Source organism: Pseudodesulfovibrio profundus (genome assembly GCF_900217235.1).
Classification (GTDB): Bacteria; Desulfobacterota; Desulfovibrionia; order Desulfovibrionales; family Desulfovibrionaceae; genus Pseudodesulfovibrio; species Pseudodesulfovibrio profundus.
The window spans coordinates 703,850-728,812 of record NZ_LT907975.1; the positions used below are offsets into that span (position 1 = coordinate 703,850).

At 55.4% G+C, this 24,963-nt stretch carries 32 protein-coding genes and 1 tRNA gene; 24 read left to right on the top strand and 9 right to left on the bottom strand.

Annotation, left to right across the window (positions count from 1 at the left end; translation table 11 throughout):
• Positions 1-344 precede the first annotated feature (344 nt).
• The 5 genes from DPRO_RS03445 to DPRO_RS03465 all read left to right on the top strand — a co-directional run bounded on the left by DPRO_RS03445 (position 345) and on the right by DPRO_RS03465 (position 4,147).
• Complete coding sequence (locus DPRO_RS03445) at positions 345-902, top strand: DUF2924 domain-containing protein (protein ID WP_097010799.1); 558 nt, start codon at positions 345-347, stop codon at positions 900-902.
• Complete coding sequence (locus DPRO_RS03450) at positions 886-2,502, top strand: recombinase family protein (RefSeq protein ID WP_097010800.1); 1,617 nt, start codon at positions 886-888, stop codon at positions 2,500-2,502. The genes DPRO_RS03445 and DPRO_RS03450 overlap by 17 nt, the downstream gene beginning before the upstream one ends.
• Positions 2,499-2,930, top strand: coding sequence for a hypothetical protein (locus tag DPRO_RS03455; RefSeq protein ID WP_097010801.1), 432 nt, complete (start codon positions 2,499-2,501; stop codon positions 2,928-2,930). Before DPRO_RS03450 ends, DPRO_RS03455 begins: the two co-directional genes overlap by 4 nt.
• Before the next feature lie 233 nt (positions 2,931-3,163).
• Positions 3,164-3,838, top strand: a complete 675-nt coding sequence (lexA, locus tag DPRO_RS03460; RefSeq protein ID WP_097010802.1) for a transcriptional repressor LexA — start codon at positions 3,164-3,166, stop codon at positions 3,836-3,838.
• Positions 3,839-3,859: 21 nt separating this feature from the next.
• Positions 3,860-4,147, top strand: a complete 288-nt coding sequence (locus DPRO_RS03465; RefSeq protein WP_097010803.1) for a hypothetical protein — start codon at positions 3,860-3,862, stop codon at positions 4,145-4,147.
• Positions 4,148-4,290: 143 nt separating this feature from the next.
• Here the strand turns inward: DPRO_RS03465 and DPRO_RS03470 are convergent.
• A protein-coding gene (locus DPRO_RS03470; RefSeq protein WP_407681385.1) for an IS3 family transposase occupies positions 4,291-5,411 on the bottom strand; the annotation gives its coding sequence in 2 pieces (ribosomal slippage) (positions 4,291-5,133 and positions 5,136-5,411; 1,119 coding nt in all).
• 123 nt (positions 5,412-5,534) lie between these two features.
• Positions 5,535-5,789 (bottom strand): PIN domain-containing protein, encoded by a 255-nt coding sequence (locus DPRO_RS03475; protein ID WP_097010804.1) that lies wholly within the window; start codon positions 5,787-5,789, stop codon positions 5,535-5,537.
• A 74-nt stretch (positions 5,790-5,863) separates the two neighbouring features.
• Between DPRO_RS03475 and DPRO_RS03480 the strand changes: the two genes are divergently transcribed.
• Together DPRO_RS03480 and DPRO_RS03490 are read left to right on the top strand one after the other, a co-directional pair.
• Positions 5,864-6,247 (top strand): hypothetical protein, encoded by a 384-nt coding sequence (locus DPRO_RS03480; RefSeq protein WP_097010805.1) that lies wholly within the window; start codon positions 5,864-5,866, stop codon positions 6,245-6,247.
• Between the two features lie 495 nt (positions 6,248-6,742).
• Positions 6,743-8,080, top strand: coding sequence for a hypothetical protein (locus DPRO_RS03490; RefSeq protein WP_097010807.1), 1,338 nt, complete (start codon positions 6,743-6,745; stop codon positions 8,078-8,080).
• 75 nt (positions 8,081-8,155) lie between these two features.
• On the opposite strand, the gene DPRO_RS03495 is transcribed toward DPRO_RS03490, so the two are convergent.
• Complete coding sequence (locus DPRO_RS03495) at positions 8,156-8,365, bottom strand: hypothetical protein (RefSeq protein ID WP_097010808.1); 210 nt, start codon at positions 8,363-8,365, stop codon at positions 8,156-8,158.
• A complete protein-coding gene (locus DPRO_RS03500) occupies positions 8,358-8,648 on the bottom strand; it encodes a hypothetical protein (RefSeq protein WP_157917357.1) in 291 nt (96 codons plus the stop codon). Before DPRO_RS03500 ends, DPRO_RS03495 begins: the two co-directional genes overlap by 8 nt.
• Before the next feature lie 166 nt (positions 8,649-8,814).
• Between DPRO_RS03500 and DPRO_RS19910 the strand changes: the two genes are divergently transcribed.
• The 3 genes from DPRO_RS19910 to DPRO_RS03510 all read left to right on the top strand — a co-directional run bounded on the left by DPRO_RS19910 (position 8,815) and on the right by DPRO_RS03510 (position 9,647).
• Positions 8,815-8,973 carry a hypothetical protein gene (locus tag DPRO_RS19910; protein ID WP_157917358.1) on the top strand — a complete coding sequence of 53 codons (159 nt, stop codon included), beginning with the start codon at positions 8,815-8,817 and terminating at the stop codon, positions 8,971-8,973.
• Between the two features lie 212 nt (positions 8,974-9,185).
• On the top strand, positions 9,186-9,416 hold the full coding sequence (locus DPRO_RS03505) for a hypothetical protein (RefSeq protein ID WP_097010810.1): 231 nt from the start codon (positions 9,186-9,188) through the stop codon (positions 9,414-9,416).
• Between the two features lie 6 nt (positions 9,417-9,422).
• Positions 9,423-9,647, top strand: a complete 225-nt coding sequence (locus tag DPRO_RS03510; RefSeq protein WP_097010811.1) for a hypothetical protein — start codon at positions 9,423-9,425, stop codon at positions 9,645-9,647.
• A gap of 191 nt (positions 9,648-9,838) precedes the next feature.
• Here the strand turns inward: DPRO_RS03510 and DPRO_RS19915 are convergent, their stop codons facing one another.
• Positions 9,839-10,186 (bottom strand): hypothetical protein, encoded by a 348-nt coding sequence (locus DPRO_RS19915; RefSeq protein ID WP_157917359.1) that lies wholly within the window; start codon positions 10,184-10,186, stop codon positions 9,839-9,841.
• A gap of 562 nt (positions 10,187-10,748) precedes the next feature.
• On the opposite strand from DPRO_RS19915, the gene DPRO_RS03525 reads away from it, so the two are divergent.
• The 14 genes from DPRO_RS03525 (at position 10,749) to DPRO_RS03575 (ending at position 19,380) form a co-directional block, all read left to right on the top strand.
• Entirely contained in the window at positions 10,749-11,321 is a 573-nt protein-coding gene (locus DPRO_RS03525; RefSeq protein ID WP_157917360.1) for a hypothetical protein, read from the top strand.
• Positions 11,322-11,425: 104 nt separating this feature from the next.
• Complete coding sequence (locus DPRO_RS19920; protein WP_157917361.1) at positions 11,426-11,566, top strand: hypothetical protein; 141 nt, start codon at positions 11,426-11,428, stop codon at positions 11,564-11,566.
• Entirely contained in the window at positions 11,566-11,856 is a 291-nt protein-coding gene (locus DPRO_RS03530; protein ID WP_097010815.1) for a hypothetical protein, read from the top strand. The genes DPRO_RS19920 and DPRO_RS03530 overlap by 1 nt, the downstream gene beginning before the upstream one ends.
• A 1-nt stretch (position 11,857) precedes the next feature.
• Positions 11,858-12,238, top strand: coding sequence for a ribbon-helix-helix domain-containing protein (locus DPRO_RS03535; RefSeq protein WP_097010816.1), 381 nt, complete (start codon positions 11,858-11,860; stop codon positions 12,236-12,238).
• The gene (locus DPRO_RS19925) at positions 12,225-12,380 is read left to right on the top strand and encodes a hypothetical protein (protein ID WP_157917362.1); all 156 of its coding nucleotides are present in this window, start codon (positions 12,225-12,227) and stop codon (positions 12,378-12,380) included. Before DPRO_RS03535 ends, DPRO_RS19925 begins: the two co-directional genes overlap by 14 nt.
• Before the next feature lie 479 nt (positions 12,381-12,859).
• Positions 12,860-12,997 (top strand): hypothetical protein, encoded by a 138-nt coding sequence (locus tag DPRO_RS19930; protein WP_157917363.1) that lies wholly within the window; start codon positions 12,860-12,862, stop codon positions 12,995-12,997.
• A gap of 232 nt (positions 12,998-13,229) precedes the next feature.
• A complete protein-coding gene (locus DPRO_RS03545; RefSeq protein WP_162291141.1) occupies positions 13,230-13,628 on the top strand; it encodes a hypothetical protein in 399 nt (132 codons plus the stop codon).
• A gap of 19 nt (positions 13,629-13,647) precedes the next feature.
• The gene (locus tag DPRO_RS03550) at positions 13,648-14,049 is read left to right on the top strand and encodes a hypothetical protein (protein WP_097010819.1); all 402 of its coding nucleotides are present in this window, start codon (positions 13,648-13,650) and stop codon (positions 14,047-14,049) included.
• A gap of 1 nt (position 14,050) precedes the next feature.
• On the top strand, positions 14,051-14,425 hold the full coding sequence (locus DPRO_RS03555; protein WP_097010820.1) for a hypothetical protein: 375 nt from the start codon (positions 14,051-14,053) through the stop codon (positions 14,423-14,425).
• A gap of 497 nt (positions 14,426-14,922) precedes the next feature.
• Positions 14,923-15,168, top strand: coding sequence for a hypothetical protein (locus tag DPRO_RS19935; RefSeq protein WP_157917365.1), 246 nt, complete (start codon positions 14,923-14,925; stop codon positions 15,166-15,168).
• On the top strand, positions 15,158-15,484 hold the full coding sequence (locus tag DPRO_RS19940; protein WP_157917366.1) for a hypothetical protein: 327 nt from the start codon (positions 15,158-15,160) through the stop codon (positions 15,482-15,484). Before DPRO_RS19935 ends, DPRO_RS19940 begins: the two co-directional genes overlap by 11 nt.
• Positions 15,485-15,733: 249 nt before the next feature.
• A complete protein-coding gene (locus DPRO_RS03565) occupies positions 15,734-16,228 on the top strand; it encodes a hypothetical protein (RefSeq protein WP_097010822.1) in 495 nt (164 codons plus the stop codon).
• Positions 16,229-16,859: 631 nt separating this feature from the next.
• Positions 16,860-18,041 (top strand): tyrosine-type recombinase/integrase, encoded by a 1,182-nt coding sequence (locus tag DPRO_RS03570; RefSeq protein ID WP_097010823.1) that lies wholly within the window; start codon positions 16,860-16,862, stop codon positions 18,039-18,041.
• Positions 18,042-18,148: 107 nt separating this feature from the next.
• Positions 18,149-19,380, top strand: a protein-coding gene (locus DPRO_RS03575; protein ID WP_097010824.1) for an IS3 family transposase whose coding sequence is annotated in 2 segments (ribosomal slippage) — positions 18,149-18,503 and positions 18,503-19,380 — 1,233 coding nt in all. Because the reading frame shifts where the segments join, the coding sequence is not laid out codon by codon here.
• A 145-nt stretch (positions 19,381-19,525) separates the two neighbouring features.
• Here the strand turns inward: DPRO_RS03575 and DPRO_RS03580 are convergent.
• From DPRO_RS03580 to mtnA, 4 genes are all read right to left on the bottom strand, one after another.
• Positions 19,526-19,619: transfer RNA gene (locus DPRO_RS03580), tRNA-Ser, on the bottom strand.
• An 84-nt stretch (positions 19,620-19,703) separates the two neighbouring features.
• Positions 19,704-21,203, bottom strand: a complete 1,500-nt coding sequence (der, locus tag DPRO_RS03585; protein ID WP_097010825.1) for a ribosome biogenesis GTPase Der — start codon at positions 21,201-21,203, stop codon at positions 19,704-19,706.
• Between the two features lie 130 nt (positions 21,204-21,333).
• Positions 21,334-23,655, bottom strand: a complete 2,322-nt coding sequence (locus DPRO_RS03590; protein WP_097010826.1) for a methyl-accepting chemotaxis protein — start codon at positions 23,653-23,655, stop codon at positions 21,334-21,336.
• A 186-nt stretch (positions 23,656-23,841) separates the two neighbouring features.
• Positions 23,842-24,885, bottom strand: a complete 1,044-nt coding sequence (mtnA, locus tag DPRO_RS03595; protein WP_097010827.1) for an S-methyl-5-thioribose-1-phosphate isomerase — start codon at positions 24,883-24,885, stop codon at positions 23,842-23,844.
• Positions 24,886-24,963: the final 78 nt, after the last annotated feature.

Below are 24,963 nucleotides of genomic sequence, written 5' to 3' on the forward strand. Positions count from 1 at the left end.
GTCCCGCGGCATCCATGACGGAAACCTTCCGCGGCCTCCCGCAAAAGGAGGACCGGATGCCGGCCAACGAACACGTCCCAATCTCTCTCGACGAGGTGATATCGGAGATCGCTACGATCCTTGCCCGGGGTTACATGCGCCACCGAAACGGACGCCGAATCGCCCCAGATTCCGGCAGTGGGGCAGAGCATGTGGCGCAAGTTGAAGAATCTTAGGCGTTTACGGAGAAACGCCTTGATATTCCGGGCCACCGAAGCCTTCATTCATTCACGAGTTAACGCCCTGAGATTGCGGTGCGGACGGGCCGCCCGCGGGGCGAAGCCCATGAACCAAGGAGGTTTCGGATGGAAGCAACAACGTATCAAGAGGTCCAGGGGCTCTCCCGGATGACCGTCGGAGAACTCCGGGACAAATACCTCGAGGTCTTTGGGGAAGAGACCCGCTCCTACCACAAGGAGTTTCTTCGCAAGCGAATCGCCTGGCGAATCCAGGCCCTGGCGGAGGGTGACCTTTCGGAGCGGGCCCGGCGCAGGGCTGAGGAACTGGCCAATGACGCTGACCTGAGAACGCGGTCTCCGCGTGATCCGGTCGCCTCGGGTTCCGCCGAGGTCAAAGCGAGAACGGTGACCAGCCGCATATCCCCGTCGCACGACCCGAGGCTGCCGCTGCCCGGAACTCTGCTCGCCCGCGAGTTCCAAGGCCGCGACATTGTGGTCAAGGTACTCGACAACGGCTTCGAGTTCGACGGCCGACGGTACAAGTCCCTCTCAGCCATCGCCCAGGAGGTCACCGGGAGCAAGTGGAACGGGTTCCTCTTCTTCGGTATCGCCGATGCCGCGGCCAAGGGCAAGAGCCTCAAACCCGAGAGGAGGAACGGAGGAACGAATGAGCAAAAACAATAACCGTGGCCGGGGAGAAGCCCGGGAGTCGGCATCAAGAACCAACGGGACCATCCGCTGCGCCATCTACACACGCAAGTCCACAGACGAGGGGCTGGAACAGGAGTTCAACAGCCTCGACGCACAGCGGGAATCCGCGGAAGCCTATATCGCGAGCCAACGACACGAGGGGTGGGTGTGCATCCCGGATCGTTTCGACGACGGCGGTTTCACCGGTGGCAACATGGAGCGGCCCGCCCTCAAGCGGCTCTTCGCTGGCATCGAGTCGGGCGACATCGACTGCGTGGTGGTTTACAAGGTCGACCGGCTGAGCCGGTCCCTCCTGGACTTCGCCCGCATGATGGAGCTTTTCGACAAGCACGCCGTGAGCTTCGTCTCGGTCACCCAGCAGTTCAATACGACCAGCTCCATGGGGCGGCTCACCTTGAACATCCTTTTATCCTTTGCCCAGTTCGAGCGGGAGATTATCTCGGAGCGCACCCGCGACAAGATGTCCGCCGCGCGGCGCAAGGGCAAGTGGGTCGGCGGGATGCCGGTTCTCGGGTATGACGTGGACCCGAAGGGCGGAAAGCTGATCGTCAACGAAGACGAAGCTGCACAGGTCCGGGGAATGTACCAGCTTTACCTGGAGCACAGAGCCATGATCCCTGTCGTCCAGGAGATCGACCGCCGCGGTTGGCAGACCAAGCGGTGGACCACCAAGAAGGGCCAGGATCGCGGTGGAAAACCCTTTAGCAAAAGCAGCCTCTTCCGGCTTCTGACCAACGTGATTTACACCGGCAAGGTCGACTACAAAGGAACCATCTACAACGGCGAACACAGTGAGATCGTTGACATCGATCTTTGGCAGCGGGTGCAGGATGCGCTACGGCGGAACGGCAGCACCGGCGGCAAGGAGGTGCGCAACAAGTACGGAGCCCTCTTGAAGGGGCTTCTCTACTGCGCCCCCTGCGGCACCGGGATGGTGCATACCTACACGGCCAAGGACAACGGCAAACGGTATCGCTACTACGTCTGCCTGAACGCCCAGCAACGAGGCTGGGCATCCTGTCCGACCAAGTCGCTCAACGCGCACGAGATCGAGACCGCTGTGGTCGGACACATCCGAAGCATAGGCAGAAATGAGGAAATCATCTCAGCGACGGCTGCGAAGGTTCGAGAAGAGAGCGGCAAGCGCATGGCGGAACTGGAAACCGAACAACGCGGCCATGAGCGTGAACTCAAACGGCTGCACACCGGAGTCCAGAAGCTGGTGGGCGAGTCCTTCACCGCCGTCTCGAACGGAGGGGCGGCTATGGACCAGCTCGCCGACCTTCAGGATCGGATTCGAACCATAGAACAGCGGATGACCGCCATACGCGAAGAGGTCATCGCCATCCAGAGAGAAACCGTTGACGAAGGGGACATGGCCCGAGCGCTGGCGGTCTTCGACCCGGTCTGGGAGTCGCTGTCTCCCCGAGAACAAACGCGGATCGTCCGACTCCTCGTCGAACGCGTCGGGTATGACGGGCGGGATGGCAGAGTGACCGTGACCTTCCGCTCACCGGGAGTCAAGGCGCTGTGCAGCGAGGCCGACATCCGCAATCGGGAGGTGTCCGCATGAAAAATACCGCATCCGACGGAACCGGACTGAGCCGATTGGAGAGCTCCTTCAGTTTCAAACCCAAGAACAGGAGAAAGAGCGACAACCATCTCCGCGAGGAAGACCGAAGCATCGAGCCGGGGAATCTGCCCCGCGTCTCAAAGCTGATGGCCCTGGCAATCCGCTTCGACGGTCTGGTCCAGCGTGGTGAGGTGCGGGACTACGCTGATCTGGCCAGGCTCGGCTATGTGACGCGCGCACGTATCACCCAGATCATGAACCTGCTCAATCTGGCCCCGGACATCCAAGAAGCGATTCTTTTCCTGCCCCGGACGGTCAAGGGGCGTGACCAGATTCGGGAGAAAGAGGTCCGTCCCATTGCCGCCGTTGCTCACTGGTCACGTCAACGAAAGATATGGGATAGGCTGACCGCCGAGCGGATGAACTGACGATCCGCTCAGGGCAACCGGCAGCTTCATTATGCCCGCGTCCGACCACCGGTCCTTCTTCTCATCCCCGCCGGCAATTCCCCAAACCTCCTGATTCATGTACATTTTTTATATTGACCTGATGCCTATCAGGTCGTATAATATCAGCCTGTAATGTGGCCGTAGTTTGCCCTGACTGGGCCCTGCGGCCATTGGCGTTCACAAATAAGCCATTTGGATGGTTGAGGATACACATGAGTCAAAGACCGCGAGGCAGACGCCCAGTTCAGGAAATAACAGAGCCGCAACGCCGTACATTGAAGGAGATCCGCCTCTTCACGAACCGGCGGGGGTTCCCCCCGACCATGAAGGAACTCGCGGACATCCTCGGAATATCGCATGCCAGCGTCCACGGTCAGGTGAACCAACTTGTCCGCAAAGGCTATCTGAAGCGCGAACCCCGGAAGGCTCGTGGCATTGCGGTTGTCCGTGAACCCGTGGACGACATCCCCGATCTTGTGGCCGTCCCCATCATCGGCCGAGTGGCGGCCGGCCAACCGATCCTGGCCGAGGAAAACATCGTCGGAGAGGTGCTGGTCGAAGGCGGGATCGCTCGGGCAGGCCGGTGCTTCGCTCTGGAAGTGACCGGGGACAGCATGGTGGACGCCGGAATCCGGGAGCGCGACCTGGTGGTGGTGCGCCAACAGCCCGTGGCTGAAAACGGCGACATCGTGGTCGCGTTGTTGGAAGACGAAGCCACGGTGAAGCGGCTTTATATCCGCGGTGAGAGAATTGAATTGAGACCGGAAAACCGGAAGCATCGACCGATCCCCGTGGGGCCCGACGATGGGCTGCGCATCATCGGCAAGGTCGTCGCCGTCAGGCGGCCCGGCTCGGAAACGCAAACGCCGGGAACGGCCTGGCTATAAAGAACAAGGAGGAAAGAACGAATGGCGACGTACAATCTCAGGCGTTTTGCCCATGCCGACGGCCTCAAGGCCATCGCGCGTGAGCACCTATTGGCTCTGCTGAAACCTCACAAGCCCTACTTCGACGGCCGAGGATTGACGTTGCCACCGCCGTCCGCCTCCGACGGCATCGATTACGACCAACTCGTCAATGTGCTCATGAACCCGGATACGGACACGCCGAAGGGCCTGCTCGACGCTCTCTACTTTGTGCATGAGATGGCCACGCCCGAAGCCATGTGCGCCTCCCCCCATCCTTTGGACCACTGATCGGTCTTTTTAAGGTGGAGCCCGGCGTCCGAGTTTGTGCCTCCGAGGAGGCGGGTCGCCATAGCCGTTGTGGAGCGTAGCCCGTCCCCGTAGGGGCGGCCCGAAGGGCCGAGGGCGGAGCGGAGCAACGGCTACGAGCCAAGTCAATGAACATTCAAGTTGCCCCTGTATACGTCAGCGGGAGTTCTTTTGTCCAACGACGAATGACCGCGCTCCTCGTTGTAGTACCGAAAATAGCGCGTAAGCCCATGGTATAGCTCGATCCCATCACAGTACGCCCTGGGGTAAATATCCTCATATTTCACCGTCCACCACAGCCGCTCAATGAAGACGTTGTCGATTGCGCGACCTTTGCCGTCCATGCTGATTGCAATTCCCTTGCTCTGCAGAACTCCGGTAAATTCACGACTCGTGAACTGCGCTCCCTGGTCCGTGTTGAACACCTCCGGCGTAGAGATGCGCAAAGCCTTGTTGAGCGCATCCACGCAGAAAGAACTATCCATCGAGTTCGATAGCTCCCAAGCCAGCACGAAGCGGCTCCACCAGTCTATCACTGCCACCAGGTACAGAAAGCCGCGCTGCATGGGGATGTAGGTGATATCAGCGCTCCAGACTTGATTTTTTCGTTCAATGGCAACTCCTTTCAGCAGATAAGGAAACACGGGATGCTCCGGGTTGGGGACACTCGTATGCGGCCCTGGAGTAATGGCCTGCAAGCCCATCATCTGCATCAGTCGCTCAACCCGCTTGTGGTTGACCTGATGCCCTTGTGTCCTCAGCCAATCTGTCATGCGCGGCGAGCCGTAATCAGGCTGACGCAGGTACTGCTCGTCGATCAGACGCATCAGGGCCAAATTTTCATCGGATTCGGCTACAGGCTTGTAGTAAAATCCCGAACGGGAAATGCCTGCCAACTTGCATTGCCGCCGGATGGAATACTCCCGATCTGGTTTGATCCACTGGCGGCGCACCTCAAGCGGCAGGCTTACAACTTTTTTTCAAGCCACTTGATGTCCATCTTGAGCCGACCGATCTCCTCAAATAACGGTGCGGTTATCTCCTCCTGGCTTTTGGCTTTCTTGCCACTGGAAAAGATGTCATCGACATTCTCAAGGAGCTGCCGCTTCCACGTGGAAATCTGATTGGGGTGCACTTTGTACTCCGCAGCCAGTTGCGCAAGCGTCTTCACGCCACGAATCGCCTCAAGTGCGACCTTGGCCTTAAACTTGTCCGAATGTTTCCGTCTTTTGCTGCTCTTTGTCATGCGTCCTTCCTTATCGGTTTAAGGACGCTGACTCCACCTTAACCGGTGGTCCGAATTTCGGGGGAAAGCGCAAAGGGCCAAAGGATCCTCGCCCCCTTCACTCTGGCATCTTGCCGCCCTTGGTCAGCGGGGAACAGGGGGAAACAAATAGATCACCGCCCTTCTCAGGCTCCTGTCATTGGTCACTACGTACCGATGACTGTACGAGCTGGCAATGACGTCGCCCGGGCCGAGAAAGCAGTCGACCAGCTCGGGCCGCTTTACCTTATTCTTGCCAGCCATCTCGTAGCCGAAGACTCGCTTCCTGGACTTGTCATCACGGCTTCCTTTTTTTTCTTGTTCAATCCGGTTAATCACCCAGTGCCACCAGGAGTCCATCCGCTATAGTTTCCCTCTGCCTTCCCGGCGGCTACAGCCGCCGCCATTTCCTGCGTCTGCAAGCTATTTTCACTTTGATTTCCTTTACTTTTTTACTTCAATTTCCTTCCATTTCCTTCGCCTCCCGCCTGGGCGGCGTGGTTTTCAGTCCTTTCAGTCTGTTGTTTCGGCCGGAAAAAAGACAGGGAGGAAGCGGCGGGTTGCGACAGGTGCGGAAGGAAGGAAGCCTGGACGGTAGCCGGACGGTCATTCCCGTAATATACGTCTCCACACAGGTGGATCTCAACTCCGGCGGCGGCGGAACCAGTGTGGCTTCCCCTAAGGGGAAGCTGGAGGACCTACTCGAGACGGTCGCCGTTTTTTTCTATGGGTTTCGGAAGCCGCTCCGGTTCTGCAAGACGTGGAAGCTGATGCGATGCGGTCAGGAAAGGGTCAAACAGCCGTTCTGGTGGCATTGACTTCAAAAGACGGATGGACAGTCCACTTTGAATACGGAACGCTTCTACGGGTCTGTCTGGCACATCGTATTGGACGTGATCGGCGACGAGTTCGACGGTGACCGCCTAACCTTCCTCCTTATAGGCCATTCTTCACTCTTCTCCGGTCGAGATGGCTTTGATTTCAGACCCTTTGAAAAATCAAAAACAAAAAACGACGACATGCCTCTCGTCGTCGTAGAGTTTGTATTTGATATGTTCTCTATTTGAGGAGGTTGTAAAACCCGCGCAGGACAAGGGTTTGCCACCGACTTTTTGCATTGAACCACATGGCTTTTACATTGAACCACATGATAAGCCAGCTATACTTCATCAAACCACATGGCTTTTTGCACTGAACCACATGAGTATTTCAAAAAATGTGATTTAAATTTCACTATGTCAATTGACTTTACTGTTTCAATCAAAATAGAAGTGAAGCAACAGGCACAAGTATTAACCTCAAGGTATTTCAAAATGGCAGAAGAAATGAAGAATGAAGCGCATTCGCCCAGCCTCCCGCTCGACCCGGCCAAGACAGTGGTCAAGGAGCTTCGCATGTTGGCTGAGTCGCATCCAAACAGGAACAACGGGATGACGGCCAGGGATATCGAAATTCAGACTTTTCTCCGTGGCAAAATCACGCTGACGCACAGGACAGTCGGCGACACGCTTCCGCTCCCGACAGATGCCCCGGCATACTATTACGTGCTTGGCGTTCTCGGCCGTGCAAGGGCAAAAGACGAAAGCGTTCGAACGATCATTGTCAACGTCAGAGACGTTGTTGATGGAATCGGGCTGACCAGGGCCAAGTCGTCCTACGACTCGGTCAGAAACGCACTGCGCAGGTACAGCCGATTGAACGTAGAGATCAAGTCTCCGGCCGCGAACGGGACGACGGAATTCCGCCTTTTCGGTGTGTCACCAGTTGGGGCTGCCGCCATGCGTCTTGATTTTTCACAGGATTACCTCGACGCACTTGAAAGCGGCGAGAACCAGGTCCACTATCTCGCCCTCCGCCACATTCTCCCGCTGGGCGGACTTGCCATGTCACTGTACGCACTGATGCAGACGCACCTCTTCCACGGCAACAAGTTGGACGTTGGCGCACGGCGCTTTTGCAGAACGTGGCTTGGGGAAGAGCGTGGTGGCGACATCCCCGTCAGCCGAGCATTCTCGGCATACGTCCGCCCCCGTCTGCAGGAGATAGCTGACAAAACCGGATGGCTGATCGCCGCCAAGAAGATCGGCCGTGCAGACGACGCTCGGTACGTGTTTTCTACCAAAAGCATCCCCCAGGCATTTGCAGTAGTCAAAAACGGGATCGAAGCTGACACGGCATCAGCACTCGACAAGCTGGTCGACGAGACGAATAAAAGACAGGCCGCACAGCCCGTCGCCAAGGAATCGGCATCCGACACACCAGAGCCCATCCCTGCCTCCACCGTATCCCCCACGGTGTTGTCCGCCCTTCCCCCTGCTTCCAGGTCTGACAAGGCTTTCATCACCGCCCTGGCCGCCCTGCCGGAGGCTGACGCCATAGACGTGATCGAATACGTGAAGTCAAATGCGAAAAAGAGTTTCGGCTCACTCCTCAACCACTTGATACACAACAAGGGACTCAAGAGCCTAGTTGCCGAGATCAAGGAAAAGAAGGCAGAAGTGGTCCCTGATGGGGCTAGAAAATACCGCATCGCGTACAAATATTTAAAGGACCGTCCCGAGCACGAGATCAGGGAATACGCTGACGAAAAAGGCCACGACGCTGATGACATGTTACGCTGGTTCAGCACCTGGAAGGCCCAGGGAAAATAGCCACCACCAAACCGTTCAACGCAAAAGAGGCCCCCGCAAGGGGGCCTTCCTTGTAAACGGTTGCCGCAAAGTCCATCAATCGCCTCCGTCATCATAGTAAATATTTCCGATCAGGTAAGACTTCGCCGGATCGGTGATGTCCGAAAAAATCGTGAAATCGTCCTCGTCGTCGGAGGCCACGGCATCAGCATCGCCACAAGATCCATGAAGCGCCCCAAGCAAGGCGATCCCGAACCAGATCGCCAGCACCAAAACCACTAAGAAACCAGCCTGAAAATCAGTCATCACTGTTGTCCCACATCCAGTCGTCGTCACTGCTCGATGACCACGAAAAATCGTCGGCAAACGGGTCATGCCAAATGTTGCATGTCATCCACGAGTAGATAGGCAAGGTGTATATGTCGTCGTTGCCCATCCAGTCGTCATCCCACACCGACACGTAATCATCATCGTCCTGAGCCGCCCAGTCCATGCCTCCGCTTCCGCTGATGACTCCGAGGGTTGCCCGGCCGACAAAGCCGACAAAGCCGACAAACACCAGAATGCCGATCAAGATAAGCCAAGTCATCCTTTTTCCTCCAGTTTTTTCCTGTTTCCGCTCCACCCTTCGCTCTTTTTCGTCTTGGAGCCCAGCTTTTTCTTCAGTTTTCTTGTAGAAGAAGCCCTTTTTCATCTTTTTTGTCTTTTACTGGGGCATTGCCAGCAAGTTGCTGTGCGGAGGCGAATAAGCTGGCATGACTTACGAAAAGGAATTCCGATCGGCAGAGGAAGCCCTGCGCTGGCTAGTGGACGAGAGGGACAAGGCCGGGAACGCAGGGACTATCACGGGCAAATGTGTACAGAACGGCGAACTTGGGAAGGCTCCGGGCGGTAACGTGTTCGGGTCGGCATAGACGACCGCATCCACATGCGCCGGGATCTCGAAATGGTCATCGGGGACAGGATGGACAGGATGACCAGGAAGATCCTGGACTTGTATCTTGAATGTGGTTGTGTCCAGAAGTTCCCGGTCGACGAGAACGGCTAATGGGAACCGGGCGCCGTTGATTACGTTGTCTACTGGCGGCGGTGGAGTCGGCAGTGGGCGAACAAGCTGATCTCCAGGATGCTCGATATCGTCGAGGAGAACCTTGAACGGTACGATATGCTCCGTGGCGGTCCTGATGTCGCCGGGTATGCCGGGTTGCCGGAGACCGATGACGGCGACGGGATCCGTGCGAGAAGGATGGTTATGACCGAGTTGGACCTAGTCCGTATCAAGGAATACTACCCGGATTTCGGTGACGGAGATGATATCGAGGTCGTCTTGGTAGGAAAAAGTTGTTTGGAACAATGACCGCCCATGTTTTTTGGTTTGTCGGCTCCGGTTTTTCCGGTGGAGAGCGAGACAGTTGATGCCAACTTTTTTCTTTCCTTCTTAAGTACGGTTCCTGTGGACTTTACTTTGTATCCTTATGGACTCCAAAATGTTTGCGGTCGCTTTTTCAAGAAGGCGGCCGTTTTCCGTTTTTCGATCGTTTTTGATCAAAAAACACCATTTCCCCCGCCCGGAACCGCATCAGAGTGAAGGGGGGCGGAAATTTTTTCCTTTTTTTCGGCAATCAAGGTCCTTTTTCGGCCAACTTGTCTCTGTGGCGGCGAATAAGCTTGTAGGTCGCAATGAGGCGGCCAGGAAACAAGGAGAAAAACCATGGCCAGGATCAAGTTTTTCAACGGCGGAACGATTGCCGGGAAAGATGGCGAAACGCTGACTCGGTGCTACGTGTGCGAACAGCCATACCTTGAACTGAGCCAGCTCGACACCAAGCGCAACGGGAAACTTGGGGCCGAGTCGAAAGCGGCAAGACGTACAGGATGCTTGTCCATGATCTTGTCTGGTTCCGTGAAAGCGGCGTTCTCGATAAACACCTCGGAGTCCTGGAACAGCGTGGTGTCGACCACTCTTTTGATGGTGACTTTCGTCTTAATGTAGCTGGCAACATCTACGTCTTTGGCGAACGCAGGAAGCCCAGGATGGACACCAATCCGCTCGGCTACGTCGTCGACGAGAAGGTGGTCAAAGCCGCCGTCCGGAGGTTTCATGCGGATGATTGACCGCCTCCTCACCTTCTTTCGGCCATCCCCGACACCAAGGCACCCCTGTCCGACCTACCACCCCTCCGGGAAGACAGGATGATGCTCCGGGTCCTGACAGCGTTCGAGCGTTCCAAGGCGACATCCAACCGCAAGAATCCGCCAGTGTTTTCGATCACCGAACACCGTGGGCGGCTCCGCTGATGTCCTCGGCCGTCCGTGCCGTTTCAGCATCACCTGTCGCCCGTACTGAGACGGCTCTGTCTGGCCGTTTCCCCCACGCTTCCCCATGGACATGGGAACACGAAGCTGAGTGAAGGGGGCACATGTCCTTGATTTCCTTGGCCCCCCTTACGGGGACCTTCTTTCTCCCGATCCTTCCCTGATCCCTCGATTTCCCCCTCTTCCATCCCCTTCCATCCTTTCCAAAAACCCATGAGCCTCAGGCTTTTTCGTCTCAAGTACGAGATTTGTCTCCACTTTTTTCCGATCTCGACTTGACTCTGTGGCTTGGTGGTAGTATAATAATGTTATGCCGGATGGGGAAATGGTCCCAGGACGGTGCGAAGAAACAACAAAAAACGGAGAAATCAAGATGACGAAGGAAAACGGAAAGAAGATGGTCGAACGGATGATCGCGGAAATCAACGGAGCAACGGACCTTGACGATCTGTGCAACGCCCTGAACGCTTACGACGAAATGCAGTCGGCCGACGAGCGTGACAGCTGCGACCCCGAAATCCCGAGGTTGGACGAGGTTGTCCGGACGTTCGACCTGCCCCACTTCGGCGAACTTGGCCGACCGGACGGCGAGGTCTGGTCCTGGGATGACGACAGGCAGTTGATGGCAAATGGTGACTGCGGAAAGTGGGAGATCGAACCCCGCGAGGATACGGCTGGTGGTATCGTGATGCGGGTTGCCGAAGTTGACGACTTCGGGAATCGGACACAGATCAAGATCGTCGAGCGGCTGGTCGGCGGAGAGGACATGAGCGACGGCGAATACGCGGTCAACCTGAAGACGCGACTCGCGAACATCGAGACCCGCGAATACGACGCTTGGCTTTTGGTCAGCAGGTACGACGACGACACCGAGCAATACGAGGACTGGCTCGAGTACAGAGTCGACAGCTACGTCCCTGCCGAGATCGTTGAGCGGGAACTGTAAGACCTACAATCGCAAAGCCCCCGGCCCGGACGAACCGGGCAGGAGGACGGGGGCCGGAAACCAAAAAACGAAGACGAAATAAAGACCGAAGGGAGAGAAAGACAATGGGAAAGAATACGAACGAAATCACTGACAGGGGCCGGAAGTGGCTGGACACGCTTGAACAGGATAGCGAGGGGCGGTACGTTGTGCAGGAAGACTACGCTCGCAAGTGCACGAGGCGACGAGTGATTTGCTCAGGCTGATGGACGCACACGACATCGGAAACACCAAAGTTGTTGTCGTCGACGGCGACACCAGCGGTGTTGTCAGCCTCGGAACACTTAACGCGGTTTTCATGGCCGCCTTCGGTTCCAGTCACCTCCTCGTAGGCGGCGGCCACGAGCCTCTGTACGACATTTTGACCAAGTCGGTCGACTTGCTGATGAACGCGAAAATCATCGCACGTTGTGTCCTGGGAGAGGTCGAAAAGGCCGGAGCTGACCGTGCGATCATCAGCGACACCAGGAAGGCGATCCAGGGGGAGGACGAGTAAGATGGATATGAAAACCAAGCTGATCTCGATCAAGATCGCCCACTCCACCGCCGCCCAAATCAAGCGGTGGAGTAACCAGGGGATCAACACAACCACATCGGTGATCGCGTGCGTTCGGTACGGATTGTCGGTCGGGGAGCCGCTCCGGATAAAAGTGAAGCGGTGGAAACTCGTCCAGATCGGCCTCCGGATCCCGGTCGACCTTCTCGAGGCGGTCGACGAACTGGCAGAGCAGTGGTCGGTGTCCAGGTCCGAGGCTGTTGATATCATGGTCCAAAACACGATCTCGGACAGTATCCACGGTGTCAGCGCACCGTTGACTGTATTCCTGCCGACTGTCAGGCTCCCGCAAAAATATGGAGACAACAATGGGACTCGCTAGATTGCAACTCACGACCGTCTTGCCGGCAATCCTTGCCCTAGTCGCCGCCGTCTATTGCCGCCTGTCATCGACCCAGTGCGACTCCACCGGAGTCAACCTGGCCCTCGCCGTGACCCTCGTTTCGGCAACCCTGAACGCCTAGGCCATCGCCGGACACTGGTCGGTATCCCGTCGGGTGCCGGCGCTGATCGCCACCACCTCCACATGCTCCGCGTTCCTGTTTGTCATGACAGGCCTGAAGGCAGTCGAGACCGGTCTCCCCTGGCGTATGCTGATCGCATTCGCGGCCGTGGTCGCCTCGGTCGTTCTGCCCCGCGATGGGGCAATGTTCCTTGACTCCGCCACCGATCGTCCGGACCGCCTCGAGTAGCTGCCACAACCCCACCGCCAACGCCAACAGCAAGTCGCCACACCGGGGCTCTTGCTCCTCATTCCGCATCATCCGGACCGCACCCGCCCACCACCTTTCCAATGCTTTTTCCAACTTTTTCATCATTTCAATCCCATCTTTCGGCCAAGTTGCCTCTGCGGCGGTGAATAAGCTTGTGAATGGCCGCATGGTGCGGCCGTTGAAAACATCCCCCAGAAGGGAAGATTAGCAAGTTCGTCAAGATCGCATTCATGTCCGCCGCCTTCGGCTCGGCGGTCGTCGCCGGCATCAACGCAGTCGTCGGCAACCTCGGCATCGCCCTGGCCGCCATGGCCATGTCCCTGGTCTGCGCCAGCTACCCCGTCGTCAAGACCAGCGGCTGGAAGTAACCACGAACCGCCACGCTTCGGCGGGGCCATCTTTTTTCTCTTTTTCAATCCATTCCCGCCCCGAAGACTTCGGTTCAGGGCGAAAAACGCCTGATGCCAAGGGCTTTTTCGGCGACCCTGGAGATGCTTGGAAGTTCGGATTTCTCGGCCCAAAAACTTGACTTCAGGGGGCTTGGCGTGAAATATTCACGTTAAGGGCGGAACGGAAACGATAACGAAAGCGAGAATGAAGATGGAAACGGTCAGACACAGCTGCGGACACGAACGGAAGTACAGGTTGAACGGCCCCGCGCACAGCGTCCAGCGGCAGATCGAACACCGGGAAGCGATGCCCTGCCCGAAGTGCAAAAAGGCGCAGGAAGAAGCCAGGTTCGTTGCGGAATGCGAAGCCGCCGCACTGGCGAATGCCGAGATGGGGCTTCCGGAGTTGACCGGCACGGCATCCCAAGTGTCGTATGCGGAAAAGTGCCGCAAGGAAGCGGTGATGTTCTCCAGGATGAAGCGGACTCCGATGGAAGAGATCCTCGAGGCCATGAGCCGCCCGACCCAGGCTCGGTGGTGGATTGAAAACAAGGACCTGCGGATGCACGAATGGCTCCCGACCATCAACGACCAGTTCCCTGCCAGATAGGCCAGAAGAAGATACTGACATGGAGAAAGTCAAGAAGGTCAAGTTGGCCGACAGCGGCAAGGGGTGGAAGCGCATCAACCTGACTATGTGCCTAGAGGCCAGGGAGATCCTGGAAATATGGAACCGGAACGGGATCGCACTCCCGACGGCCCTGGCGACGTGCGTAAGGGTTGTGTACGATGACGATTCGTTCATAGAACGGGTCGAACGTGGCGACATTGCGTCGGTCACATTTTTGCTTTCTGATCTGACCAGAGCGGATCTCAGTGGATTGGCAAAAAGGTGGGGTGTCAGCCGGTCGGAAGCGGCAGATATGGCCGTCCTCGGCATTGCCAGCGTCGTCAGCGGCGAGAACACGCTCCGGGTGTCTTTGGCGGACATTCTGCCGCTTGACACCTACGATGATGGAGAGGAGGGATAGCATGGGGATCGCACGGCTTGATCTCGCTACATGGGTTGCCGTCTTCGTCGGCCTTGTGGCCGTGTTAGTGATCCGGTTCCTTGTCGGCCCCGGCGGGTCGATCTGGTACGCCGTCTGGACGGCCATGCTGACCACCCCGCTCTACTTGTGGGCCGTCATGGGGCATTGGGACTGCAACCTGCGGCTCCCGGTCCTGGTGTCCCTAGCCGGGGTGGCGGCGGTATTCCTTGCGGCGGAGACGGCCATCACTTCCGTCAACGATGGGGATGCCGTCCCGGTCATGCTTGGGACATGCATGGTCGTCAGCGTTCGGATCCTGGTGTCATGCATGGTCCGGTCTCCGATGTTCGAGCGCGATCTCGACAAGATCGACTGATGCAACCACCGTTTTTGTTGGACTTTTCGGATTGAAAAAATGCGTTGCCATCAGTCCTTTAATAATGAATATATAAAGGTTGGACAAAAAAGTTTTTGACATTGCCTTAGATTTGTGAGAGACATTGGCCGTCGTGACCGAGATTGCCGAACAGCCGGAAATCTGGAAGTGACAAAAATCTGCATTATTTGGAGTGCTTATAGAAGAAATACATATGTAAGCGTCGGAAGACCCGGTAACGCACTGCCATACTGGCAATGCGGCTGACAAACTTCATTGTCAGCGGAAACTATTTTCATGCCGGAAGACTCTCTGGAGTCTATGATGACCAGAAACAAACGTATCAACCCCTCCGAACTGCTCCACCCCCTCTTAAAAGTCGGAATAGTGAAGCGCGTCGAAAACACCCAGCGTAAGATCTTCGTCAAAAAATTTGGCGGGAATCTCCTGTCCGGTGCTGAAGTTGTCTTCGGTTCCGAAAACATGATCTTGGCCGGTTGCGTCGAGACTCCCAACGGCGTCATCGACATCGAACTGGACATTACGCCGGAAATGTTCGTCGACCTTTTGCCGGCGTTCGATGCGTTCGCGTCCTGCACGACGCCGGCTATTTTGACTTCACGGACTTCGGCGACCGCAACCCGGCAAACTACCCCCGCCCCCGCACTGCAAAGCGCAAGCGTTGCCCCAAAGCCGGACAGGCCTCCCTGCTCGACGCCCAGGGGGTGTCCGATGACCGATAAGACCGCCAAGCCCCAGACCAGGTTCTTCACCCAGGCAGACCTGCCCAACATCCACCCCTGGCCTCCGGACGAGTGGTGGTTCACGGATCCGCGCAACAGGCTCGAAGACTACCTCCAGTTTCTCCTCGAGCATGGCATCGACCCGGAACCAAGGGCCATCTCCCACTACGACGATCCCGACAGGATCGGCGGCTGCGGCCGCCCGTTGTGGCGGTGCGACCTGACTTGCCCCGACAAGTGGCATACGTTTGTCGGCCCAATCCCCGAGCCGCAGGTTGACGCAGAGTGGCTCACCCCATTTCGGAACCACAAATAGCCCATAAACCAGGCGGTGGCACAACTATCTCGTTCGTGCCACCGCTGGGAAAGTCCATGGCGTTCAGGCGTTTTTCGCCCGGCGATAGTTGACAACGCCTGAACTTTGTATGTTGTTCAAACATTCAAGCCTGTTAGGTCTTGACTTTTGACCTTGCGGCGTCATCAAATCCAAGCATGACGGCAAGATCAACCTCCGAGTGGTTCGACGATCAGGACCGGGGAAGCCGGAAAAAAAGGAAGTGAAAAAATGAAGAAGATGCCCACCAAAACCAACACCCTAGCCGCTAAGGCCTTGGGCCTGTTCCTGGCCTCCAACGGCCCCCGTGCGCTGACGATCGACGGCGGCTCGTGCGGCCAGATCGGCACATTCCTCGGCGGAACGCTGATCAAGGACGGCCTCGGCAACGTCGCCCTGTGCGACGCCGTGCAGATTGAAACCGGAACGATGATCTTCGTGACTCCGCTCACGACTGGGGCCGTCGAACTGATGGCGGTCGGTGACGGGGATGACGCGACATGGCACCTCGGTGTCTGCGTCCCGGCTCTCGACGAGGACAAGATCGACGCTGAATACGCCGCCATGGCTGAGGTCGCCGGCAGCAAGATCGACGCGACGAGGGACGACCAGATGCGGTACATGGCCGTCGCCATGGAGCTGCTCGGCATGGACATCAGCGACCGTAAGGTCGAGCTGATCGACAAGAAAATAGACGAGATGGCCAGAGCCAGGGGCGAGATCTGACCGGCAGCCACGTACCCAGCGCCACCGCTACCGCCCCCCCACCGCCACCCGCCAACCAAACCCAAAGGCCCCTTCCGGGGCCTCTTCCTTTTTTTCTGCGCCTTCATTTTTCTCGGCCGGAAAACGTGCCTTTAGGATATGCGGGGAGCGATAGTTAAGTCATCTTCTTCATTTCCTCTATGGAAGTCGGCGCAACCTCCCCGGAAACGGGTCGCCGACTTCCCCCTTTTTTGCGACCTCCGGCTTGAGGGTCGTAAACTTTTTTGCGTGCAGTGGTTTGCACATATCTTTATATCTTTAATGTTTTTAGTGTGTTAAATCGTGATGCAAAAAACAGGAACTGTCAACTTGTTGAAATAGTTGTTGATTTGGCTTTTTCGGATGGTATGCTCTCGCTGATATTAATAGTTGGAGGCGTTTTTCAACTTTGTTTGGGGGAGCTGAGTGCTGGTTGACATTGACACGCTGTTGAGGGACCACCTGCAGGGGGTGACAAAGGCTATGATCCGCAGGGACAACCTGTGGCAGACATGGCCACACACGTTTGCAACGAGCGGAAGGACGCTGAGGTCTGCGTTGTTCTGCCCGGAAGATGTGGAATCGTTCATTATCGGGAGGAATGGGGTGAACTATGGCGAGATTCACACTGGACACGGAAAGGGTCAAGACCAAGAAAAAGGGCATCGTGTACCGCGCTTGGCTTCGAGAAGGCCGAACGAAGCTTGCAAGCAAGCAGGGGTTCAAGACGGTAAGGGAAGCCAAAGAATGGGGCAACGAGAAGGAGACGGAAATCCTCCAGATGCGGGAGCTGGAGGCCCTGGAAGCGGAGAGGGCGACCCGCATAACCTTCTTAGGCGCATCAAACGATTACCTTGACTGGGGTAAGTCGAGGTGGGGAAAAGGGACGTATTGCGGGAAGGTCGGAATCTATGCCCGATTCCTGGAATTTCTCGCACAGCACCACCCTGACGGCATTGATGCGAAGCTTGACGACGTCCCGTCACCGCTTATCGAGCGGTACATGTATCACGCCTCTGCGCAAGAGGGGTGTTCGAACAAGACAGGCAACCGGCATTGCAGGGAAATCGGGGCGGTGTGGACCCACGCCATCACCAGGGGGCTGATAGACGGGATCAGGCGGACCAAGCAATACATCGACAACCCTACCTGTGACATCAAGCCGTTCACCGTGGAAGAATACTCCCGGCCCGTGCCGACGTATGAAACGGTGCAGTTGTACCGTGGCGAGGCCCGTCCCGGTGACGAGTCGGACTACATCGAGATCATGTGCAACACGATACAGCGCGGGAGGAGCATCAGGACGCTGGAATGGACGAACGTCAAGCTGACAGAACGAAAAGCCGGATTCAAGCATGGGAAGCGGGACGGGACGATAACCACGGTCTGGATACACCTCAACGACACGGTATACGAGATCCTCAAGCGCCGGTTCCGGGAACGGGAAACCGACAGCCCGTTCGTATTTGTCAACCCACTGTCCGGGAACCGGTATCAGCGCAACGCATCGCTCATCAAGCACTTGTTCACAAACATCAAGAAGCGGCTTGAAAAGCGCCTCAAGATCGAAATCGAACACGTGACCGGTCATGCCCTGCGGCATTGGGGGTCACACATGCTCGACAAGGCCGAAGTCCCCGAGGAAAGAATCGGCAAAATGCTTGATCATCAGCGGCCGTCAACAACCAAGATCTACCTGGAGAAGATGCGGGTGGACGAGGGTGTGGCCAACAAGTTGGAAGAAATATCCAAAAACGGACCACGGAAACCGAAATACCTCAAGGTCGTCAAATAGCGACCAACCAAATAGCCGCCAGACAGGCCCCCTCGGGGGCCTTTTTCATGGCCGACAAAATGTGTTTGTCCCGTCCTGAAATAGGTTGACACCCAGAGGACCTATTTATGGAAGACAAATCCAAACAGCGAGTTAGACGCACCCAACGCGATTACACGATGGCCTTTAAATTGTCGGTTGTGGCACAGGTGGAAAAGGGCGAGATGACGTACAAGCAGGCTCAGGCTCTTTATGGTATTCAAGGGCGAAGCACTGTGCTGAAGTGGCTCAGGAAGCACGGCACCCTTGATTGGAGCAAGTCCATGGTACATTCCCGAAAAGACCCAAAAGCCAGAGAAACACCGGTCCAGAAGATCAAACGGCTGGAGAAAGAGCTTGAGGAAGAAAAGATCAAGACCGCGCTTCTCAATAAAATGATTGAGATTTCCGACCGCGAGTTTGGGACTTCTATAAGAAAAAAGCTTACCCCCGAGCTGCACGAAGTCTTCAGAGAGAAAGACAAATAAGCTTGTCTGCTTGTTGCAGGCAGCTCGGGGTCAGTCGGCAGTCCGTGTATCAGGCTGAAAAGCGCCATGATGCACGGGAAGCCATGTATCAGGAGGCAAAGGCCATGGTCCTGAACGTGCGGACCAGGATGCCCCGCCTTGGGACTCGAAAGCTGTACCACCTGTTGAAGGACGCATTTTCCGCAAAGGGAATCAGGCTCGGACGTGATGGGTTGTTTTCCCTGCTGCGGCGAGAGCATATGCTCATCAAGCGACGGAAAAACTATACAAAGACAACCAACTCGAAGCATTGGCTAAAAAAGCATCCCAACTTGTTGAAAGATGTTCAACCGAGATGTCCTGAGCAGGTGTTCGTAAGCGACATTACCTACGTGAATACACGTGAGCAAACATGCTATCTGTCGCTGGTGACAGATGCATTCAGCCGGAAGATAATGGGATACAACGTGAGCCGGGATCTCAGTGCGGAAAGCACAACCAAAGCGCTGGACGCGGCAGTTGAAAACAAGCGAAGGAGGGTGAATACAATTCACCATTCAGATCGAGGACTCCAATACGCTTCTTCGGTCTACCAGAGAAAACTCCAGGAATCCGGCATGGTTCCTTCCATGACAGATGGCTATGACTGCTATCAAAATGCCTTGGCGGAACGGATGAATGGAATTCTGAAGCAAGAGTTCATGGTCACCAAATGCAACGACTTTGCAGAGCTCAATACCCTGGTGAGGGAATCCGTTGAGATATACAATTCACAACGGCCACATCTCAGCCTAGGAATGAGAACGCCAAACGATGTACACGAATCAGGCTGTGGGGCTAGCCCCACAGCCTGATTGAAACCTTCAAAAACCGTCAACCTATTTCAGGACGGCTCAGTTTCCCGGAAAAATGTTCACACTTTGTTCCACACTTTTTGTTTTTCGGCTCTTTTTTGCACAGAAAAAGGGGCTACGTTTTTATACGTAACCCCTTGAAATCTGGCGGAGAAGGAGGGATTTGAACCCTCGTATGAGTTTTACGCCCATAACACGCTTAGCAGGCGTGCGCCTTCAGCCAGCTCGGCCACTTCTCCACACTTCGAAACGGCGATGTGAATCGTCGTTCCGAGGGGAAAACGTCTACCTTTCCCCCTGATATTTGTCAATAAGGTTGTTCCTTATTTATTCTTTTTGTCTTCTGCTTCGGCGTCTTTCCGACGTTTGCGCTTGAGCGCCTTGTACTTTGTCTCATGGCGACGAGTCTTGGCTCCGCCCATGCGTTCGCGGCCCGGGCCACGTTTGCCAATGCCGGAGATTCCTCGCGACTTTTCCCATTCCTTCTTGTCGTGACTGGAGCGGAACACGATATTGATCGGGGCTGTATTGATGCCCAGCATTTTCCTGAACTGGTTCTCAAGATAACGCGTATATGACTGTTTGACCAGTGTGTGATCATTGCAGAAAAAGACGAATGTTGGAATCTCTTCATCCGCCTGAGTCACATAAAAGAACTTCGGACGTCTGCGCTTCACAACCGGCGGCTGCTGGCGCTCAAGCACGGCCTGGAGCGAACGGTTCAGGATGCCGGTACCAATGCGGATTTCGCATTCCTTGCGCATGGCTTCAGCCAAAGGCAGGAGCTTACCGATCCCGACGCCCTTGTGAGCAGATGTCATGACAATGGGCACATGCGGAATGATGCGCAGTTCGCGGCGGAAAGCTTCCAACGCCATGTTGGTTTCCTTCCTGGGCACGAGGTCAGCCTTGTTGACCACCACGATAAACGGCACCTTCTCCTTGGCGAGAAATTCGATAAGACGCTTATCCTGACGCCCAACGCCAAGGGTAATGTCAATGGTCAGGATTGTGACATCGGACCGCTTTGCGTTCTTCAGCGCTCTGATGACACTGATTTTCTCAAGGTGGTCCTGAATATTGGCGCGCCTGCGAACACCAGCCGTGTCGACAAAGGTGTATCGCTTGTCTTTCTTCTCAAAGGTCACGTCAATGGAGTCACGGGTGGTTCCAGCCACATCAGATACGATGAGCCGATCCTTGCCGATAACCGCATTGATGATGGACGACTTGCCCGCATTGGGACGACCGAGCATGGTCAACCTAAGACCGCGTTCAATTCCGTCATCTTCTTCTGAGGGAACATCCAAACCGACGACGAATTTACGAACACGCTTACGCACATCAGTGAGATTGTACCCGTGAGCGGCAGAAACCGGCATGAAATCCAGCCCCATGGAATGGAATTCAGCTGTCAGCTCGGCTTCAAACTCGCTGCCATCGATCTTGTTGACCAGCATAAAAATGGGCTTACCTGAGCGGCGCACATACTCTGCAGCCTGTCGATCCAGTGGTGTCAGTCCTTCCTTGCCATCAACGACGAAGATAATAGCATGCGCTTCAGTGATCGCCTCTTGAGCCTGCTCGAAAATCTCGTCCTCAAAATCTTTGGAGAGCTCAGGCGTTGCCTCGGATTCCAGAACCATTCCACCGGTATCGATGAGATCAAACCGGACTTCACCCATGCGGCATTCCCCATAGATCCGATCGCGCGTCACCCCAGGCATGTCGTGGGTGATGGACCTCGACTTTCTGAGTAGACGATTGAAAAGTGTGGACTTACCCACATTGGGGCGTCCGACGAGTGCGACTATAGGCAACATGATTAGGCTCCAGATGTAATGATTTCGAAATTCGAAAAACCCCGCGCTTCCTTTTACGGGAAGCGCGGGGAGTAGCGTACCTTGAATCAAATGTCGAGTCTATTGTTCCCGACACATTCGATTATAATCTCTAACTACGGCCCATATCCTCGATAACGGCATTGAGTCGTGACGCCATGGTTGCCACTTCCTGAATGGCCTGGGCTGATTCGCGCATGATGTGCGATGTCTCCATGGCGATCTTGTTGATTTCATCCGTGGCGCGGTTGACTTCCTCACTGGTGGCCGACTGCTGCTCGGAAGCCGTGGCAATGGCCCGGACCTGATCCGAGGCGGTTTCCACGCGAGCAACGATATCGGCAAGAGCCTGACCGGACTCGTTCGCCAAATCCGTACTGCGAGAGACAGCCTGGGCCGCCTTCTCGGTAGCCACGACATTATTCTTCGTCATGGACTGAATCCGGGCAATGGCACCCTCGACCTCGCCCGTGGCGCTCATGGTCTTCTCTGCAAGTTTACGAACTTCATCGGCAACCACCGCGAACCCGCGTCCTGCCTCACCGGCCCGAGCCGCTTCAATGGCAGCGTTCAAAGCCAGAAGGTTGGTCTGATCGGCAATATCTGTAATGACTTCAAGGACATTTCCGATATCGGCAGCCTGCTTGCCAAGCTCTTCCATGGAGCGACGCAGCTCCTCTGCGTGGGAATGAACATCCCCTACCGAGGTAATGACCTGGCTGACGATCGACTCGCCGTTCTTGGCCTGCTCACGGGCCTGGTCTGCCTCTTCGGATGCATGGCTCGCATTTCGTGCCACTTCCAGCACAGTGGAATTCATTTCTTCCATGGCGGTTGCGGTTTCCGAAACACGATTTCGCTGTACCTCGGCTCCACTGTTGGCCTCATCAATCTGCGCGGAAAGCTGTTCGGATGCTGTGGACAGGGAGCGGGAGATATCTTCCGCCTCACTGGCCGCTATGTTGATTCTTTTGTGTTGCTCTTCAATGAGCTTCTGCTGCTTGCGTATTTCCGTGACATCAACCCAGATCGTCAATGATCCGAGAATGTCACCATCCATATCGTAGAACGGCGTGGTTACCACCTGGATATTGAGAACCTTGCCGCTCGTGGTGGTGTAGTCGATTTCACGATCCAGTTGCTGGTGCATCTTGATCGCCTCGTCGGAAATAGTCTCACGACTCGGATCGTCGTAAAAGAACTCGCCCGACGGCATGCCGACATACTCGTCCACCTGCCCGTTTCGTTCCATGAGGGAGCACAGCTGCTGATTAACCCACAGCATTTTGAAATCCGGGCCTACAAGACTGCAAGGCAGAGCGATGCTCTTCAGCACGCCCTCGGAAAAACCAAGCTTGTTCTTGAGCTCATCCACCATGGTGTCGATCTGCTCGGCCAATTGATTGAATTCAAAACGGTATTTACCATCAAGAGTTGCACGCAAATCGCCATGAGCCACTTTGGTCGAAAATTCGAGAATCCCGTTCACGGGCTGAAGAACCAGCTTGCGCAGGAACAGCACCATGATTCCGATGACAAGTATGGCAGCGACAATGCCGCCAATAGCCAGTACATTCCGCTGTTCATGGGCAGCTGCTGCCATGTCGGTCTCGTAGGCAGACATGACCACTGTCCAGCCGTTTTGACTCAGAGTCCCAAATCGCATGAACTTGTCACGACCTTCCCAATCGTAACTGGCACTGCCGTTTGCGTTAGAAATGGCGGTCTGTACGAATCCCAAGTCGCTCAGGTCCGTGAGCAGCAGATCTCTGTTGACTCCATGGGCAATGATACGCCCGTTCTTATCCAGAATGAAGCCATATCCATTCTTGGCAACACGAAACGGATCAATAAATGTTGAGGTAAATTCATTCCACACAGGAAACACAGTCACACCGCCAATAACCTTTCCTTCAGTATCCTTAACGGAATGGGCTACAGCAAAGATCATTGTCTTTTCCGTATCATCGACCATGGTGATGGTATCTGAAATATAGGTCTCGACCTCTCCGCTGAGAACAGCTTTCACATAGTCGCTGTTGCTCTGGTCCGTATTTGCGAGATTGTTTCCTGCCTGATCGTATCCAGCCACCACCATCCCGCTGGAGTCGAACACATTGATTGCCCAAAAACCTTTTGAAGCACTCAGGAAGTTATTGCAAAGCACTTCCGCGCCATATGTATCATTCCACTGAAGGGCAGATGTCACCACCTTCTGGGTGGCAAGCATGTTCACGGTGCTTTCATTTTGAGCGACATAGCTCTCCAATGCCGCCATGGATTGTTTGACGACATTGTCCATAGCCTCTTTCTGTTCGGCAAACACAGTATTGTAGGTACTGTTATTCACCCACAGAACGCCGATGCACACAGTCGTCACAATGACAAACGCCACCAGCAACGACACAACGGTGTTGATACTCTTTACTTTCAAAACGACACTCTCCAGACTTCTCTCATAGTTTGGTGTTTGCCAAACGCACGTTTGACGATCGGATCAAAACTCCAGCAAACCTATATTATTCCATTTTGGTTATCAATCCGGTCTAGACCACTTCTTCAAAAAAAAGGACATGATGCAACGCACCATGTCCCTAAAAATCAGAAAAAAACAGTCACTCTACTCTTCTTCGAAAAGTTTCTTGATCGATTCGGTGTACGGGGGATAGAGCACACCTTTTTCCGTGATGATTCCGGCGATCAGTTCATTGGGAGTCGGATCAAAGGCGAGGTTGTACACCTCCACACCCTCAGGTGGGATGCGATGATCACCGATGTGGGTCACTTCTTTCGGGTCACGATCCTCGATGGGGACATCATCACCCGTGGGGGTTTCGATATCGATGGTGTACTGAGGAGCTGCAACATAGAAAGGAATGCCGAACCGCTCGGCCAAAACAGCCACGCCGAATGTACCGATCTTGTTCACTGCATCGCCATTGGCCGTGATGCGGTCTGCACCGACAACAACCTTGTCCACCAGGCCGCGCTTCATCAGCAGTGCACAGGCGTTATCACACGCCACCTTGACCGGAATGCCGTCCTTGTGCAGTTCGTAGGCGGTCAGACGAGCTCCCTGCAGGAAGGGGCGGGTCTCATTGGCAATGACCGAGACCTTCTTGCCCTGATCAATGGCACCGCGAACAACACCCAGAGCCGTGCCGTATCCGGCAGTCGCCAGGGCACCGGCATTACAGTGCGTCATGATGGTATCGCCGTCATCCATCAACTCACCACCGAACTTGCCGATCATCTCACACATCTTGATATCATCCACATGGATGACCTTGGCGCGCTCAAGCCAGATGGAGAGCAGTTCTTCGAGGGACACATCGCCAGCTTCTTTCCAGATGCGGCGCATTTCGCGAACAGCCCAACGCAAATTGACAGCAGTGGGGCGTGCATCGTGAATCTGGTCGAGTTTCTTTTCCAGATTGGCTTTCCAATCTCCGTCCATGCCCTGCACTTCGCGTCCGGCGAGATAGCAGCCGTAAGCGGCAGTAACACCGATAGCCGGAGCACCACGAACAACCATGACCACCAGCGCGAAACAGATATCATCCGTGGTTTTGCACTCGAACCAGTCTTCACGGTTCGGCAGGTAGCGTTGGTCAAGGAGGATCAGAGCATCTTTTTCAGCAGAATATTGAATATGTTCAGTCACTATCTGTCTCCGTCGGAGCTTGGAATGCCATGCTATTGTATTCCTGATTGGTTACATTTGCCTCGCCGCCTCGACTAC